The 15,453-nt window shown below is 71.6% G+C and carries 15 protein-coding genes; 7 read left to right on the top strand and 8 right to left on the bottom strand.

The annotated features are described in order from the left end of the window. Nucleotide 1: 1 nt before the first annotated feature. From DEJ04_RS17075 to DEJ04_RS17065, 3 genes are read left to right on the top strand one after another with little or no spacing between them, the layout of a single operon-like run. Nucleotides 2-1,432: an MFS transporter gene (locus DEJ04_RS17075; RefSeq protein WP_111039774.1), complete on the top strand. Its 1,431-nt coding sequence runs from the start codon at nucleotides 2-4 to the stop codon at nucleotides 1,430-1,432. Next, nucleotides 1,429-2,289, top strand: a complete 861-nt coding sequence (locus tag DEJ04_RS17070; RefSeq protein WP_111047867.1) for a ribokinase — start codon at nucleotides 1,429-1,431, stop codon at nucleotides 2,287-2,289. The genes DEJ04_RS17075 and DEJ04_RS17070 overlap by 4 nt, the downstream gene beginning before the upstream one ends. A gap of 30 nt (nucleotides 2,290-2,319) precedes the next feature. After that, nucleotides 2,320-3,261: a Ppx/GppA phosphatase family protein gene (locus DEJ04_RS17065; protein WP_111047866.1), complete on the top strand. Its 942-nt coding sequence runs from the start codon at nucleotides 2,320-2,322 to the stop codon at nucleotides 3,259-3,261. 12 nt (nucleotides 3,262-3,273) lie between these two features. Here the strand turns inward: DEJ04_RS17065 and DEJ04_RS17060 are convergent, their stop codons facing one another. Further along, the gene (locus DEJ04_RS17060; protein ID WP_111047865.1) at nucleotides 3,274-3,906 is read right to left on the bottom strand and encodes an antibiotic biosynthesis monooxygenase; all 633 of its coding nucleotides are present in this window, start codon (nucleotides 3,904-3,906) and stop codon (nucleotides 3,274-3,276) included. Between the two features lie 142 nt (nucleotides 3,907-4,048). Between DEJ04_RS17060 and DEJ04_RS18560 the strand changes: the two genes are divergently transcribed. Beyond that, a complete protein-coding gene (locus DEJ04_RS18560; RefSeq protein ID WP_181437871.1) occupies nucleotides 4,049-4,861 on the top strand; it encodes a cupin domain-containing protein in 813 nt (270 codons plus the stop codon). Nucleotides 4,862-4,872: 11 nt separating this feature from the next. Here the strand turns inward: DEJ04_RS18560 and DEJ04_RS17050 are convergent, their stop codons facing one another. After that, entirely contained in the window at nucleotides 4,873-5,898 is a 1,026-nt protein-coding gene (locus tag DEJ04_RS17050; protein ID WP_111047864.1) for a Ku protein, read from the bottom strand. Between the two features lie 135 nt (nucleotides 5,899-6,033). Between DEJ04_RS17050 and DEJ04_RS17045 the strand changes: the two genes are divergently transcribed. From DEJ04_RS17045 to DEJ04_RS18555, 3 genes are all read left to right on the top strand, one after another. Beyond that, a complete protein-coding gene (locus DEJ04_RS17045; RefSeq protein WP_071404867.1) occupies nucleotides 6,034-6,924 on the top strand; it encodes an SDR family oxidoreductase in 891 nt (296 codons plus the stop codon). Beyond that, nucleotides 6,921-9,455, top strand: a complete 2,535-nt coding sequence (locus tag DEJ04_RS17040; RefSeq protein WP_111047863.1) for an ATP-dependent DNA ligase — start codon at nucleotides 6,921-6,923, stop codon at nucleotides 9,453-9,455. Before DEJ04_RS17045 ends, DEJ04_RS17040 begins: the two co-directional genes overlap by 4 nt. Before the next feature lie 157 nt (nucleotides 9,456-9,612). Continuing rightward, nucleotides 9,613-9,768: a hypothetical protein gene (locus DEJ04_RS18555; protein ID WP_164941141.1), complete on the top strand. Its 156-nt coding sequence runs from the start codon at nucleotides 9,613-9,615 to the stop codon at nucleotides 9,766-9,768. Between the two features lie 289 nt (nucleotides 9,769-10,057). Here DEJ04_RS18555 and DEJ04_RS18550 read toward each other — a convergent pair whose 3' ends face one another. The 6 genes from DEJ04_RS18550 to DEJ04_RS17015 form a co-directional block, all read right to left on the bottom strand. After that, nucleotides 10,058-10,234, bottom strand: a complete 177-nt coding sequence (locus DEJ04_RS18550; RefSeq protein ID WP_181437870.1) for a hypothetical protein — start codon at nucleotides 10,232-10,234, stop codon at nucleotides 10,058-10,060. 10 nt (nucleotides 10,235-10,244) lie between these two features. After that, nucleotides 10,245-11,219, bottom strand: a complete 975-nt coding sequence (locus tag DEJ04_RS17035) for a sugar phosphate isomerase/epimerase (protein WP_146248751.1) — start codon at nucleotides 11,217-11,219, stop codon at nucleotides 10,245-10,247. 153 nt (nucleotides 11,220-11,372) lie between these two features. After that, nucleotides 11,373-12,056 (bottom strand): fumarylacetoacetate hydrolase family protein, encoded by a 684-nt coding sequence (locus DEJ04_RS17030; protein WP_111047861.1) that lies wholly within the window; start codon nucleotides 12,054-12,056, stop codon nucleotides 11,373-11,375. A gap of 33 nt (nucleotides 12,057-12,089) precedes the next feature. Then, nucleotides 12,090-12,305 (bottom strand): hypothetical protein, encoded by a 216-nt coding sequence (locus DEJ04_RS17025; RefSeq protein WP_111047860.1) that lies wholly within the window; start codon nucleotides 12,303-12,305, stop codon nucleotides 12,090-12,092. Further along, nucleotides 12,286-12,615: a hypothetical protein gene (locus tag DEJ04_RS17020; protein WP_111047859.1), complete on the bottom strand. Its 330-nt coding sequence runs from the start codon at nucleotides 12,613-12,615 to the stop codon at nucleotides 12,286-12,288. The genes DEJ04_RS17025 and DEJ04_RS17020 overlap by 20 nt, the downstream gene beginning before the upstream one ends. Nucleotides 12,616-12,708: 93 nt before the next feature. Continuing rightward, nucleotides 12,709-15,165: a phosphoketolase gene (locus DEJ04_RS17015; protein WP_111047858.1), complete on the bottom strand. Its 2,457-nt coding sequence runs from the start codon at nucleotides 15,163-15,165 to the stop codon at nucleotides 12,709-12,711. Nucleotides 15,166-15,453 lie beyond the last annotated feature (288 nt).

The raw sequence follows: 15,453 nt of genomic DNA, 5'->3' as shown, positions 1-15,453 counted from the left end.
CATGACCACCACCTCGACGAAGAAGTCGATCGGCGCCCTCACCGCCGCGCTCCTCGCCGCGTGCATCGCGTTCCAGCTGAACGCGAGCATGCTCAGCCCCGCCCTCGTCACGATGGCGCGCGAGCTCAACACCGACGACGCCACGATCGGGCTGTCGCAGACCCTGTACTTCACGCTCGCGGCGCTGTTCTCGCTGTTCCTGCCGCGGCTGTCCGACATCGTCGGCCGCAAGCGGGTGCTGATCGGCATGCTCGCCGTGATGCTCGTCGGCAGCATCGTCGCCGCGCTCGCGGTGAACGTGCCGATGCTGTTCGCCGGTCGCATCATCCAGGGCGTCACCGGTCCGGTCGTCCCGATCTGCCTGCTCGTCCTGCGCAACGAGATCAGCGACCCGAAGCGCTACGGCGCCGCCCTCGGGCTGCTCACCGCGGTGAACGGCGGCATCGCGGGTGTCGACGCCCTGGCCGGCGGCTGGATCGCGACGAACTTCGGGTTCCGCGGGATCTTCTGGGTCATCGCCGTCGTCACCGTCCTCGCCCTGTTCCTGGTCGCCGTCTGGGGTGTCGAGTCGAAGCCCTCGGCCGGCACCCGGATGGACTGGATCGGCGTCGTGCCCCTCGTGGTGAGCGTCGGTGCGCTGCTCACGGCGTTCAACGAGGCCGGCAAGCTCGGCGCGGCGAACCCCGTGCTCGTGGTCGGTGGCGTCGTCGTCGCGCTCGTCGCCTTCGCGGTGTTCTGGGCCGTCGAGTCGCGCGTGCGGGAGCCCCTGGTCGAGACCCGGTTCCTGAAGCGCCGCGCGACCTGGGCGCTCCTCGCCACGACGTTCCTCACCATGACCGGCGTCTTCGCCGTCGTCAACGGTCTGGTCACGTCGCTCGCGCAGAACGGGGACGCCGGCTTCGGGATGGAGGCCGACCTTGCCTCGCTCGTGTTCCTCACCCCGTACGCGCTGGTCGGCTGGATCGTCGGACCCTTTGCCGGGCGCCTCGCCCCCACCATCGGGTACCGCGCGGTCCTGCGCTTCGGACTCATCGGCAGCATCGTCTCGACGGTCCTGATGGCGCTCGTCGGCGTGCATTCGCTGCCGGTGCTGGTCACCGCGACGGTGCTGATCGGCATCACCTACGCCGGCATCGCGAACATCATCCTGAACGGCCTGGGCATCGTGCTGTCGCCGGAGTCGAACCCCGGGTTCCTGCCCGGGCTGAACGCCGGTGCGTTCAACCTCGGCGCCGGGGTCAGCTTCGCGGTCCTGCCCGCGCTGCAGATCGCGCTCGGCGTCGGCGGTTCCGCGGGCACCGCCGGGTACTCCGGTGGCATGCTGCTCGGGGCCGCGATCACGACCGTCGCACTCGCGATCTCGTTCCTCATCCCCCGTCCGGAAGGCGCCGAGACCACGTCCGTCGCCCCGCAGAAGGAGACCGTCCGTTGACCGAGAGCATCGTCGTCGTCGGGTCGCTCAACGCGGACCTGGTGGTCCGCACCGCGCGCTTCCCCCAGCCCGGTGAGACCCTGCAGGGCTCCGACCTCGCGATCCTGCCCGGGGGCAAGTCCGCCAACCAGGCGGTGGCTGCCGGGAGGCTCGGGGGCACGGTGCGCATGATCGGTGCGGTCGGCGACGACGGGAACGGTGCGCTGCTCCGCGACTCCGTCGCGGCTGCGGGGGTCGACACGACGCACGTCGCGATCCGGGAGGGCGTCGCGACCGGCACCGCCGTCATCACGGTCGACGCCGCAGGCGAGAACACCATCGTGATCTCCGCCGGGGCGAACGGCACGCTGACATCGGACGACGTGCCGACAGACGCCTTCGCCGGCGCCGCGGTGCTGGGGCTCTGCCTCGAGGTGTCGATCGACGTCGTCCTCGCCGCCGCCCGGGCCGCGCACGCCGCCGGGGTCACGGTGCTCACGAACCTGTCGCCGTTCGGCGCCGTGCCTGCCGAACTCCTCGAGCTGACCGACGTCCTGCTGGTCAACGAGCACGAGGCCGCGGCGCTCGGGGACCACGGCGTCGCCCGGTCGATCGTCACCCGTGGTGGTGCCGGCTGCGTCGTGCACGACGGGGGTGCCGAGCCGGTGTCGATCGACGCCGTGCGGGTCGAGCCGGTGGACACCACGGGCTGCGGCGACGCCTTCATGGGGGCGGTGGCGCTGCGTCTGGCGGCGGGGGACGCCCTCGTCGACGCCGCTCGGTTCGCGGTGGGGGTCGGGGCGTACGCCGCGACCAAGCCGGGCGCACAGGCCTCGTACCCGACCACCGCCGAGTTGGAGGCGTTCCTGCGGGCGTAGGGCGGGCCTCCAGACCGTTAGCGTTGTCCCATGCGCGTGGGAGTCCTCGACATCGGGTCCAACACCGGCCACCTGCTCGTGGTGGACGCCCACGGCGGCGCCGCGCCGCTGCCGGCGTCCTCGTTCAAGCAGCCGTTGCGGCTGGCCGAGCACCTGGACGACTCGGGCGCGGTGACCCAGCAGGGGATCGATGCCCTGACCGCCTTCGTCGCCGACGCCGTCCGCGTCGCCGAGGAGCGCGGTTGCGAGGACATGCTCGCGTTCGCGACCTCGGCGGTGCGCGACGCCGGCAACTCCGAGGCCGTGCTCGCCCACGTCGAGGCCTCCACCGGGGTCGAACTGGCCGTCCTGTCCGGCTCCGACGAGGCCCGGCTGACGTTCCTGGCCGTGCGCCGCTGGTTCGGCTGGTCCGCCGGTCGCCTGGCGGTCTTCGACATTGGCGGTGGCTCGCTCGAGATCGCCGGCGGTGCCGACGAGGCACCGGACGTCGCGTGGTCGATGCCGATCGGCGCCGCACGTCTGGCGCGCTCCTACTTCGCGGCCGGCACCCCGACCGAGGACGACGTCCGCCGCATCCGGCACGAGATCCGTGTGGAGATCGCCCGGGACGCCGGACGGCTGCTCCGCTCGGGGCGTCCGGACCGGGCCGTGGCGACATCGAAGACGTTCCGGTCGATCGCCCGCATCTGCGGTGCCGCCCCGTCGGCCGCCGGGCCCCTGGTGCCGCGCGCGCTCGACGGCGCGGTGCTGCGGCAGCGGCTGCCGGAACTGCTCACGATGTCGGTCGACGAACTCGCGGCGCTGCCGGGCGTCTCGGCGAGCCGCGCACACCAGGTGGTGCCCGGGGCGCTCGTCGCCGAGGCGTGCCTGGACATCTTCGACCTGCCGGCCCTCGAGATCTGCCCGTGGGCGCTGCGCGAGGGCGTCATCCTCGAGCGGCTCGACCAGCTGTCGGTGCTCGGGACCCCGTAGCGCCCCGTCGGTCTAGCCGTTTGGCTGCGGGTCCGGCTGCCGTCGCTGCCTCGGCGGAGCGAGCAGCCACGGACGGATCAGCTTCGTCACGAACGGCAGCACCCAGAACGTCATGATCGGCGTGAGCACGACGGTCGTGATGAGCACCCGGGGCAGGATCGCGACGTGCGCGAACGCGGGGACGAGCCAGGCCATCAGGTACGTGAACGCGAGGTTGACCGGGAAGAAGCCGAGCCAGATGCTCACGGACTGCTTCCACCGCGGGGGAGCGCTCGAGGCCGGGGCGTCCTGCGGGACGTCGAACCACCCCTCGATGCCGGTGCGCTTCTCGACGCGGGACTCCACCACCAGGTCACGGCCCAGGTCGAGCCAGCGCAGCCGGTCGTCGGAGTTCTCCCACGTCGCCAGGGAGTCGTGGTCGGCGAAGCGGTAGAGCATGTGCCACTCGCGGGACTGCGCGGTGGAACGCACCCACCCCGAGCCGAGGAAGCCGGGGTAGCGGTTCGCCAGGTTCACCCCGGACTGCACCCAGCGGGTGACCTCGGGGATGCGGTCGGGTTCGACCAAGCGGGTGACGGAGACGGTGACGGGCGGGCCTGCGGTCTCGGATGACGACTGCAGGCTCCCAGGCTCTTGTGGAGTCATCCGACCAGTGTCGCGGACCCGTGTTTCCGGCTCGTGACACGTGCCTCGCGCGCCGGCTGAACGGATCCGCGTCGTCCTTCGACCACCGTCCCAGGCGGGTGCAAGACGATCATCTGGCGAACGCACCACCGAGAGGACCCCGATGCCCCACCCCGAGCCCACCACCACCCTCATCGCCACCGTCGACGGGCCCGACGGCGGCACGTACGAGGTGCGGCGGCTGACGCTCCCGGTGGGTGCGTCGACCGGCTGGCACCAGCACGACGCACGCCAGACGGGTCTCGTGGTGCGCGGTGCGCTGACGCACGTCACCGAAGAGGCGACTCGGGTCGTCGGGCCGGGGCAGGCCCTGGTCGAGGAGCCGCGCATCGTGCACGACGGCCGCAGCACCGGCACGGAGGACGCCGAGCTGCTCTACGTCGCCCACCTGCCGGCAGGTGCAGCGGCGTCGACCCCGGGCGAGCCACCAGCCAGCGAGGGGCCGGTCCGCAGCGCGCTCGTGACGGTTCCTCTGGGGCGGCCGCAGTTCGTCCACGCCCTGCGCTACACCGCGATGTACGCGCCGAAGCCCTTCGCCGAGGCCCTGCTCGTCTACCGGGACAACGGCACGTACACGATCCTGTCCCCGGGTGAGGACCACCACGGCTGCTACGTCTCGGCGACCGATCCCGCCGAGGGGATGCGGCACGTCGCGTTCATGTCGTGGCCGTCCGCGGACTGGGGCCGGAACATCGCATCGCACACCCTGACCTTCGAGGCCGCGAGCGGCGCGTTCACCCAGGAACTCCGGTTGCCGGGTGACCCGGTCCCGCGGGCGCAGTACGGGTACGCGGTGCCCGTCGAGGACCCGGAGTCGATCGACACCGGCGCCGGGTGGGCAGCGCTCCGCCAGCAGTACGCCGAGGTGTTCACCACGCTCGAGCGCCTGGCGGGCGGCGGGTCGACCGCGGTCTGACCCGCGGACGGTCAGCTCGCCTGCTTCTTGGCGGCGGGCTTCTTGGCCGGGGCCTTCTTCGCCGGTGCCTTCTTCGGCGCCGACTTCGCGGGGGCCTTCTCCGTCGTGCTCTCGGCAGCCTTCTTGGCCGGTGCCTTCTTCGCCGGCGCCTTCCTGCCGGAGCCGGACGTGCCGGAGCCGGACGTGCCCGAGCCGGAACCGGACGACGACCGTGACGTCGACGACGAACGCGACCCCGAGCCTCCTGTCCGCTTCTTGTCGACGGACGCACGCAGGGCGGCCATCAGGTCGAGCACGTCACCGCCCTCGTCGTCGTCGTCCTCGTCGTCCTGCGCGCCGAAGGTCTTCTCGGTGTCGATGTCGTCGCCCGCCTCGAGCTTGGCGTCGATCAGCTGCTGCAGTTCCTCCTGGTAGGAGTCGGTGTAGCGGTCGGGGTCGAAGTCGGTGGACATGCTCTCGACGAGCGAGGACGACATCTTCAGCTCGTTGGCGCTGACCTTCACCGTCGTGTCGAGGGTCTTGAAGTCGGCGGCGCGGACCTCGTCGCCCCAGAGCAGCCCCTGCAGCAGGATGACCTCGTCGTGCACCCGGAGCACCCCGAGCCGGGTCTTCTGCCGCAGGGTGAACTGCACGATCGCCAGGCGGTCGGTCTTCGTCAGGGTCTCGCGCAGCAGCACGTACGCCTTCGGCGAGCGCGAGTCGGGCTCGAGGTAGTAGGTCTTCTCGAACATCATCGGGTCGACCTGCTCGACGGGCACGAACTCGAGCACCTCGACCTCGTGCGACTGCTCCTCGGGGAGCTGCTTGAAGTCGTCCGCGGTGAGCACCACGGTCTTGTCACCGTCGTCGTAGGCGCGCTGGATGTCGGCGTACTCGACCTCGTGGCCGAACTCGCACACCCGCTTGTACCGGATGCGGCCCTTGTCGTCGTCGTGGACCTGGTGCAGGGACACGTCGTGCGTCTCGGTGGCCGCGTAGACCTTGATGGGCACGTTGACGAGCCCGAACGCGATGGAGCCCTTCCAGATCGACCTCATGCGCACATGATGCCCGCCCGCGCGCGTGCGTGCCCGGAGCCGTCGGTTCCTCCACAGGTCCGCCGTCCGGGGGATCGTTCCACGGATGTCCGGTTCGCTGGACCGCCGCGAGGCCGGCGCGAGCACGATGGGCCCATGAGCCAGCTCGACAAGCAGGACCCGCGCGACCAGTTCCCCCGTCCGCCGTTCCCCGCGCAGACCCAGCAGGGGTCCGGGCTGGCGAGTGCGATGGACCCCGCCCCCGACCACGGCGAGACGAGCTACCTGGGCACCGGGCGGATGCGCGGGTACCGGGTGCTCGTCACGGGCGCGGACTCCGGCATCGGGCGCGCTGCGGCGATCGCGATGGCGAAGGAGGGTGCCGACGTCGCCCTGAACGCCCTGCCCGAGGAACGCGAGGACCTCGAACAGGTCCGCGACGTCATCGGTGACCTCGGGCGCAAGGCGGTGCTGCTGCCCGGTGACCTGACGGACGAGGCGTTCTGCGACGTCCTGGTGCAGGACGCCGTCAGCGAGCTCGGTGGACTGGACGCGCTCGTGCTGGTCGCGGGGCACCAGCAGGTGCACGAGGACGTCACCGTGCAGAGCACCGAGGACTTCGACCGCACGATGAAGGTCAACCTGTACTCGCTGTTCTGGCTCGTCCGTGCTGCTGTCCCGCACATGGCGCCGGGCAGCTCGATCGTCACGACCAGCTCGGTGTCCGCGTACCAGCCGCAGGACCGCATGATCGACTACGCCGCGACGAAGGCCGCGATCATCACCTACACGAACGGGCTCGCGCGGCAGCTCGCCAGCAAGGGCATCCGCGCCAACACGGTGGTGCCCGGGCCGGTGTGGACGCCCCTGCAGCCGATCAGCTACCCGGGCGACGAGATCGCGGCGTACGGCCAGGACACCCCGTTCGGTCGTCCCGCCCAGCCCGTCGAGCTCGGCAGCGCCTACGTCTACCTGGCCGGGCCCGAGTCGTCGTACACGTCCGGCACGACCCTGACGGTGGCGGGAGCGACCGGGGTGGCGCTGTGAGTCCCGCCTCGCGCAAGACCGTCGTCCTGGTCGGGGACCGGCGGCTCGCCCTCACGAACACCGACAAGGTGCTCTACCCCGAGACAGGCACCACGAAGGGTCGGGTGATCGAGTACTACGAGCGGGTGGCGCCGTGGATGATCCCGCACGTCAAGGACCGCCCGGTGACCCGGAAGCGCTGGGCCAACGGTGTCGAGGGCAAGGTCTTCTTCGAGAAGAACCTGCCCGACTCGGCCCCCGACTGGGTGCGGCACCACACCATCCACCACTCGGAGCACGACAACGAGTACCCGATCGTCGACGACCTGCCGACCCTGGTGTGGATGGCGCAGCAGGCCGCGCTCGAACTGCACGTCCCGCAGTGGCGGTTCGGCCCCCGCGGCGCGCAGCAGAACCCGGACCGGCTCGTCCTCGACCTCGACCCGGGTGACGGCGTCGGGCTGCCCGAGTGCGTCGAGGTCGCCGTGGCCGCGCGCGAGATCCTGCACGGCATGGGGCTCGACCCGTACCCGGTGACGTCCGGTTCCAAGGGCATCCACCTGTACGCGGCGCTCGACGGCAAGGCGACGACCGCGCAGGTCTCCGACGTCGCCCACGAGTTGGCCAAGGCCCTCGAGACGGACCTGCCGGACCTGGTGCTGTCGTCGATGAGCCGTGCCGAGCGGAAGGGCAAGGTCTTCGTCGACTGGTCGCAGAACAACGGCAACAAGACGACCATCGCCCCGTACTCGCTGCGCGGCCGCGAGCGGCCGACGGTCGCGGCGCCCCGCACCTGGAAGGAACTCGAGGAACGCGGGCTCGCGCAGCTCACGTTGGACGAGGTCCTCGAACGCCTGGAGGCCCGTGGGGACTTCCTGCACCCGGTCGCCTCCGCCTCGCTGGCCGTCGGGCGCGACGACCACGGCCACTGGGACAGCGACCGGACCGAGCGCGCGAACGACGCCGAACAGCCCGCACGTGACCGGCTCGCCGCCTACCGGGCGAAGCGGGACGCCTCGAAGACGCCGGAGCCCGTGCCCGAGGGAGCGCCCACCGTGCGGAAGGACGGCACACCGACCTTCGTCATCCAGGAGCACCACGCCACCCGCGACCACTACGACTTCCGGCTCGAGCACGACGGGGTGCTGGTGAGCTGGGCCCTGCCGAAGGGCGAGCCGACCGACCCGGGCAAGAACCACCTGGCCGTGCAGACCGAGGACCACCCGCTCGAGTACGGGTCGTTCGAGGGCACGATCCCGAAGGACGAGTACGGCGGCGGCACGGTCACGATCTGGGACGACGGCACCTACGAGCTCGAGAAGTGGCGCGAGGGGCAGGAGGTCATCGTCACCCTGCACGGTCGGGCCGGCGGCGCTCGCCGTCTCGCGCTGTTGCACACCCGCGGCCGTGGCGGCGGGGACGAGAAGAACTGGCTGATCCACCGCACGAAGGAGCAACCCGAACGGCTGGCGGACGGCGGCGGCTCTGCCGGGCCGGCGGTGGCGCCACGGTCGGATGGGCCGTCGGACGGCCACGGCGATGCGCAGCGCACCGGGCAGCGACGGATCAGCGGGACCGCGGACGCCGAGACCCCGCCGTCGGAGCGCCGGACGATGCAGGCGACCCTGGCCAAGGGGGAGCCCCGGCTGGACCCGTCCGACTGGGCCTTCGAGATGAAGTGGGACGGGGTGCGCGCGCTGGCGACGGTCCGTGACGGGTCGGTGACCCTGCGCAGTCGCAACGACAACGACCTGACGGCCCAGTACCCCGAGCTGCAGGAACTGGGCGAGCGGGCCGGCGTGGACGGCGTGTTCGACGGTGAGATCGTGGCCGTCGACGATCGTGGCCGACCCTCGTTCCAGCTGCTCCAGAACCGCATGGGCCTGACGAAGGCGCGCGAGGTCCGGAGCGCGCAGGAGACGACGCCCGTGCGGTTCCTGCTGTTCGACGTGCTCGAGGCGGACGGGCACGAGCTCACGCGGCTCGGCTACGACGCCCGGCGGCAGGCACTCGAGACGGTCGTGGACCCCGGCGGCGCGATCGACGTGCCGCCGGCGGTGCAGGGCGACCTCGACGCGGTGCTGGCTGCATCGCGCGAGCAGGGACTCGAGGGCGTGGTCGCGAAGAAGCGGTCGTCGAAGTACGCCGAGGGGCGGCGGTCCGAGGCCTGGCTGAAGCTGAAGCACCACGCCACGCAGGAAGTCGTCGTCGGCGGCTGGAAACCGGGCAGCGGTCGACGTGCCGGCGGGATCGGGTCGCTGTTGCTCGGGGTGCCCGGCCCCGACGGGCTGGAGTACGTCGGCAAGGTCGGCACGGGGTTCCGTGACCGTGACCTCGACGAGATCGCCGGTGTCCTCGCACCGCTGGAACGGAAGACCCCGCCGTTCGTCGACGTCCCGCGACCCGACGCGCGGGATGCGCACTGGGTCACGCCGAAGCGCGTCGGCGAGGTCGAGTTCGCCGAGTGGACCGGCGACGGACGGCTCCGGCAGCCGTCCTGGCGAGGGTGGCGCGTGGACAAGGACCCGGACGACGTCGTGCGGGAGTCCTGAGACGCTCCGCTCGCTGTTGCCACATGCGTGCGCATGGGGTCCGCCGCTGGCGAACATCCGTCCCCCGTCACGAGCCTGCGTGGGGGACAGTATCGGCACCGCTGGCCACGATCGGCCATCGGCTGTTACGTTCGCCGGGACGAAGGGGGCTTCGAAGATGAACTCGAGCAAGTACCTGCCGCCCTACACGGCCGCAGAACGCGTCGCGATCACGGGGGACGACCTGTCACAGCGGACCGTCGAACCGGGCAGCGGCGCCACGGAGACCGAGGTCCGGTACGCGGACTTCCTCGCTGACGAGGACGACGATTGACCGGGGCGGTCTGAGCGGCTGACCGCCCGGCGGGCGGGACAGACCCGACGGCCCGCACGCTGGATCAGGGAGCGCACGGACCGTCGCCGGGGCACGTGACCAGTCGGTTCAGGGAGACCGACCACGACGCCCCGCACCAGGCTCGCCGAAGCGCGACCGGTGGGTCCACTGGTGAGACGTGCCGAGTGACCGGATCGTCACACGAGCGGCAAGAAGAATCGCCGGGCGACCTCGATGGTCGCCCGGCGATGTCGTCTGTCCGGGGGGATCCTGTCGGATCAGGACGGGGTCAGGCCGCGGGTGCGGGGCCGTCGGAGGGCACCGCGTGGTCGGCCACGGGCGCGTCTTCCTCGATGAGCTCGTCCTCTTCCGGCTCGACCACCTCGACCGCGGCGGCCTTGGCCTCGTCGATGGACTCCTGGGAACGGCGGAGCAGGTCGTCGTCGTGTGCTGCCTGATCGGTCATGCCCAGCAACCTACGCGGGCGTCCCTGTGTCGGCGTCCCGACGGCGGGCTCCGTGCGTCGGGTCGTGCCGGCCGGTGTGCGGTGGCTCGAAGTCCACCGCGGACGTCGGTGCGGGCGTCGAGGGCATCGCCGGGGCGGCCGGTGAGCCGAACGCGTCGGCGGCGTCGAGCACCGCACGGGTGGCGGCCACGGCCGTCCGGAGTGCATCGCGGACGGGCATCGCCCGGTGCGCGGGGGTCCGGACCTCGACGCCCCACGGCTCGTCGAACCCGAGTTCGCGCACGGTCCGGACGAAGCCGGGCAGGTCCCACGCCCCGGCACCGGGCAGGTACCGTGCCGTCCGGGACTCCTCGGCGAGGGTCATCCCGCTCGGGGTGTGCAGCAGTCCGTCGCTCAGCTCGACGGCTGCGAGGACCCCCGGTGCGACGCCCTGCCGGATCGACGCGAGCGTGGAGCCGCCGCGGAGTGCGTGCATGGCGTCGATGAGCAGGCCGCCGTTGGGGTGCCCGGCAGCGGCGACGAAGCGGGAGGCCCGTTCGATCGTGGGCAGGTTCGACCACGGTTCCGGTTCGAGCACGAGCTGCGCTCCGACCGCTTCGGCCTGGTCAGCGAGCACGACCCAGTCGTCGGCCATCGTCGCGGGGGAGGCTCCGGGCAACGAGGTGTCGGCGCGCGCCACCACCTGCCAGGCGCTCAGCGTCGCCGCGGCCTCGAGCACGACACCGCGGTCGGCGTCCTCGTCCTGGGTGCGGCTCGTGCACGTCCACCACCGGTCGAGTGGTCCGAGCTGGACCCAGACGATGCCGGCGGCGTCGAGCATGCGGCGCAGTTCGGCGAAGCCCGTCGTCGCGCGGACCTCGTGCAGGTCGTCGAGGGACAGCGACAAACCGGCGAACCCGGCGGCGCCGACGGCGTGCACGCGGTCGCGGATGCTCTCGTCGCCCGCCCACGTCCAGGACGTGGCGAGCAGGTCGTGTTCCAGCACGGTGGTACCTCCGGCAGTCCCGAGGTGTCCGCGTCGCCCCGTCGCGATGCGCCGCCCCGTGTCCGCCGCGGGCCCCACCCGCGACGATGCCCAAGACTTACCTGTGCTGCCTGCGAACGCTCCCAGCCCGTCGACACATCGCCGACACGTGCTTCAGACGATCCGGGTCCGGACCTCGCCGACGCCGGCGATCGTGCCGACGAGCACGGCGCCGCGTTCGAGCACGCCGACACCGTCAGGAGTGCCGGTCATCACGAGGTCGCCGGGCGCGAGCGCCACGGACCGTGACAGCGCCGCGATCGTCTCGGCGACCGACCAGATCTGGTCGGTCAGGTCGCCCGACTGCCGGAGTTCCCCGTCCACCGTCAGCTCGATCGCCCCGCTGGTCGGGTCGACCTCGGCCGCCGGGGTGAGCACGCCGATCGGTGCCGAGGCGTCGAAGCCCTTGGCCGTGTCCCACGGGCGCCCGAGTCGCTTCGCCTCGGCCTGCAGGTCGCGGCGGGTGAGGTCGATCCCGACGGCGTACCCCCAGACGTGTGCGAGGGCGTCGGCGACGGCGATGTCCGTGCCGCCGGTGCCGATCGCGACGACGAGCTCGACCTCGTGCTCCAGTTGCTGCGTCAGCGGCGGGTACGGGGTGTCGGCCCCGTCGACCACGACCGCGTCTGCCGGCTTGGTGAAGAAGAACGGCGGCTCGCGGTCCGGGTCGTGGCCCATCTCGCGGGCGTGCGCGGCGTAGTTCCGTCCGACGCAGAACACACGGCGGACGGGGAAACGCGCGCCCGTCGTCGTGGGCACGGTCGGGAGGCTCGGGGCCGGGATGACGAGTTCGGTCACGGTCCCAGCGTGGCAGGCTCGCAGGGCATCGGTTCAGCTCTCACCGAAGGACGCCTCGTACTTGAGCTTCCGCGCCCGTGCGCGCTCCTGGCGTTCGCGCCATTCGATGCGCGCCTGACGGAGCTCTTCCTCGGCGCCCTTCGCCCGCATCATGGGCCCGTAGTGCGGGTCCGCCAGCAGTGCGGGCGTCGTCAGTTCACGTCCGTCGAGCCAGCGCTTGAAGTCCTTGTCACTCAGCTTCGAGATCATCGTTCGCTCCTTCGATCGTCGCTGCGGTCAGGTCGTCGAGTGCCTGGCCGACCCAGCGGTCGTCCGCGGTCGTCCAACTGCGGGTCACCAGCGCAACCGACATCACACCGGCGGCCGCGCGCTGTCCTTCGTCGTCCGAGGTCGCCCGGTCGGCGACCCACGACCAACGCTGCCACCACAGGTCGCGGTGCACCGAGAACTCTGCATTTCGCCGTCCTGCGCGCCCGTCGAGCACCGAGGCGACGAGCGCACCCAGCGCGACGGTCGCGCTCGTGACCGACACGAGCGCGCTGATCCAGCCGATGTCCATGCCGGAACCCTGACAGCACGGAACCGGCCACGCGGCGGGCGTGACCGGTCCTGTGGACGGCGCTCCGGGCCTCCAGGCCTGTGGAGGAGTGCGTCAGTTGCCGGGCGCGGCCGCCTCGGTCTCGCCCGCACCCGGGTCGCCGCCGGTCCCGCCGCTGGCGGGCTCGTCCTGCGGCCAGCCCGCGAACTCCCAGCCCGCGAGGGACGGGTGGTCCTCGCCCTTCGTGTACGCGAACGTCCGCGCGGCGTCACGCGCCTCGGAGAGCTTCGTGAGCAGGTCGGCGTGCGCCTCGGCGTCCACCCGCGTCAGGGCGTCGTGGGCCAGGGCGAAGCGGTCCATCTCGTTGCGCATGAGCATGTCGAACGGCGAGGTCGTCGTGCCCTGCTCGAGGAACCCGTGCACGTGCAGGTCGTCGTGCCCGTTCCGGCGGTACGTCAGCTGGTGCACGAGGGTCGGGTACCCGTGGAACGCGAAGACCGTGGGCGTGCCGGGCAGGAAGAGCGCGTCGTACTGCTCGTCCGGGATCGGGTGCTCGTGCTTGCGCGGGTCACCGAGCGCCAGCAGGTCGACGACGTTGAGCACGCGGACCCCGACGCCGGGAGCGTGCTTCCGGATGATGTCGGTGGCGGCGATCGCCTCGACCGTGGGGACGTCACCGGCGCAGGCGAGCACGACGTCGACCTTCCCGACGGCCTGCTCCGTGCCGGCGAAGTCCCACACGCCGAGTCCGGCCTGCGCGTGCGCGACCGCGTCGTCGAGGGACAGGAAGACCGGCTCCGGGTGCTTGCCCGCGACGATCACCTCGATGCGGTCCGTGGTCTCCATCGCGTGCGCGGCGACGGCGAGCAGCGTGTTGGCGTCGGCCGGCAGCTTGATCCGGACGAGGTCCTGCTGCTTCGACGCGACGACGTCCAGGAACCCGGGGTCCTGGTGGGAGAACCCGTTGTGGTCCTGTCGCCAGACGTGCGACGAGAGCAGGAGCGACAGGTTGGACACCGGCACGCGCCAGTCGATGTCGGTCGAGGACTCCAGCCACTTGGCGTACTGCCCGACCATCGAGTCGATGATGTGGGCGAATGCCTCGTAGGTGTTGAGCATCCCGTGCCGACCGGACAGCACGTACCCCTCGAGCATCCCCTCCAGCAGGTGCTCGGACAGGACCTCGGTGACCCGTCCGCGTGCGGCGAGGTGCTCGTCGCCTGCGGCGCGCTGGGCTCGCCAGACGCGCGAGGTCACGTCGAAGACCGCGTCGAGCTTGTTCGAGATCGTCTCGTCCGGGCCGAACAGCCGGAAGGTCGAGGCGTTCTTCTCGATGAGTGCGGCGAGCCAGGGGCCGAGCGTGCCCGTGGCCGACGCCGTGGAACCGGCCTCGACCGCGTACGGCTCGAGCGGCGGCCGGTCGAGCGCGGTCCGCAGCCGACCGCCGTTGCCGTGCGGGGTGGCGCTCATCCGCTCGTCACCGGTCGGACGGATCGTGGTCATGATGCCGACCGGGTGGCCGTCCTCGTCGAAGAGCTCCTCGGGGCGGTACGAGCGCATCCACTCCTCGAGCTGCGCACGGTGGCCGTCGTCCTCGCGCACCGCGGGCAGCGGCACCTGGTGTGCCCGGAAGGTCCCCTCGACCTGCTCGCCGTCGACCTCCTTCGGGCCGGTCCAGCCCTTCGGGGTGCGCAGCACGATCATCGGCCAGCGCGGACGCAGGTCCGCGGCACCGGCGGGCTGCCCCGCGGCGGCACGGGCGGCCTGGGCCCGGGCAGCGGCCTGGATGTCGTCGATGCCGGCGAGGGCACGTCGCAGGGCACCGTCGAACAGGGCGTGCACCGCGTACGGGTCGTCGTCGACGCGGCGGGAGTCGACCACGATCGGGTCGTAGCCGAGCCCGCGGAAGTACGCGGTGAGGTCCTCGTCGGGGATGCGGGCCAGGACGGTCGGGTTCGCGATCTTCCAGCCGTTGAGGTTGAGGATCGGCAGCACGGCGCCGTCGGAGACCGGGTCGAGGAACGTGTGCGCCTGCCACGAACCGGCGAGCGGACCGGTCTCGGCCTCACCGTCACCGACCACGCACGCGACGACGAGGTCCGGGTTGTCGAGCGCCGCACCGTAGGCGTGCGACAGCGAGTAGCCGAGTTCACCGCCCTCGTTGATGGAGCCGGGGGTCTCCGGGGCGGCGTGCGAGGGGATGCCGCCGGGGAACGAGAACTGGCGGAAGAACCGCTGCAGGTCGACGTCCTGGTACAGCTCGTTCCACGTGCCGTCCAGCCAGGCGTTCGCGTTCATCGCCGGCCCGCCGTGCCCCGGGCCGCAGATGTACAGGAACTCGCGCCCGGTCTCTGTGATCAGCGCGTTGCAGTGCGCGTACACGAGGTTCAGTGCGGGGGAGGTGCCCCAGTGGCCGAGCAGCCGCGGCTTGACGTCGTCGGGTTCGATCGGCCGGCTGAGCAGCGGGTTGTCCAGCAGGTAGATCTGCCCGACCGTCAGGTAGTTGGCGGCGCGCCACCAGGCGTCGACCGCCCGGAGCCGGTCGGTGGTGGAGATGTGTGCTGGAGCCATGGGTACACGGTACGAAACACCGGGTTGCGGCACCTCAGGAAACTCGTCCCAAACCGTTCGGGCGGGGGCGCCGAATGACTTGCACAGGGCAAAAGCCCAGGGCGCTCTCCGGTCACAGTTGGCCGGTACTCAGTGTGTGCACAGTGCACATTCGGCCACCGGCCGGAGCGCCTCCAGAGCAAAGGACTGATCACGATGCGTAAGAGCCTCAAGACCTCCATCACCCTCGCCACGACCGGCGCCCTCGTCCTCGGCGGTGCCGCGTTCGGGATCTCCTCCGCCCAGGCC

It is taken from the genome of Curtobacterium sp. MCLR17_044, from assembly GCF_003234435.1.
In the GTDB taxonomy this organism is placed as follows: Bacteria; Actinomycetota; Actinomycetes; order Actinomycetales; family Microbacteriaceae; genus Curtobacterium; species Curtobacterium flaccumfaciens.
Note: the sequence above shows the minus strand (reverse complement) of the source record. Positions and strands in the feature narration are given on the sequence as shown.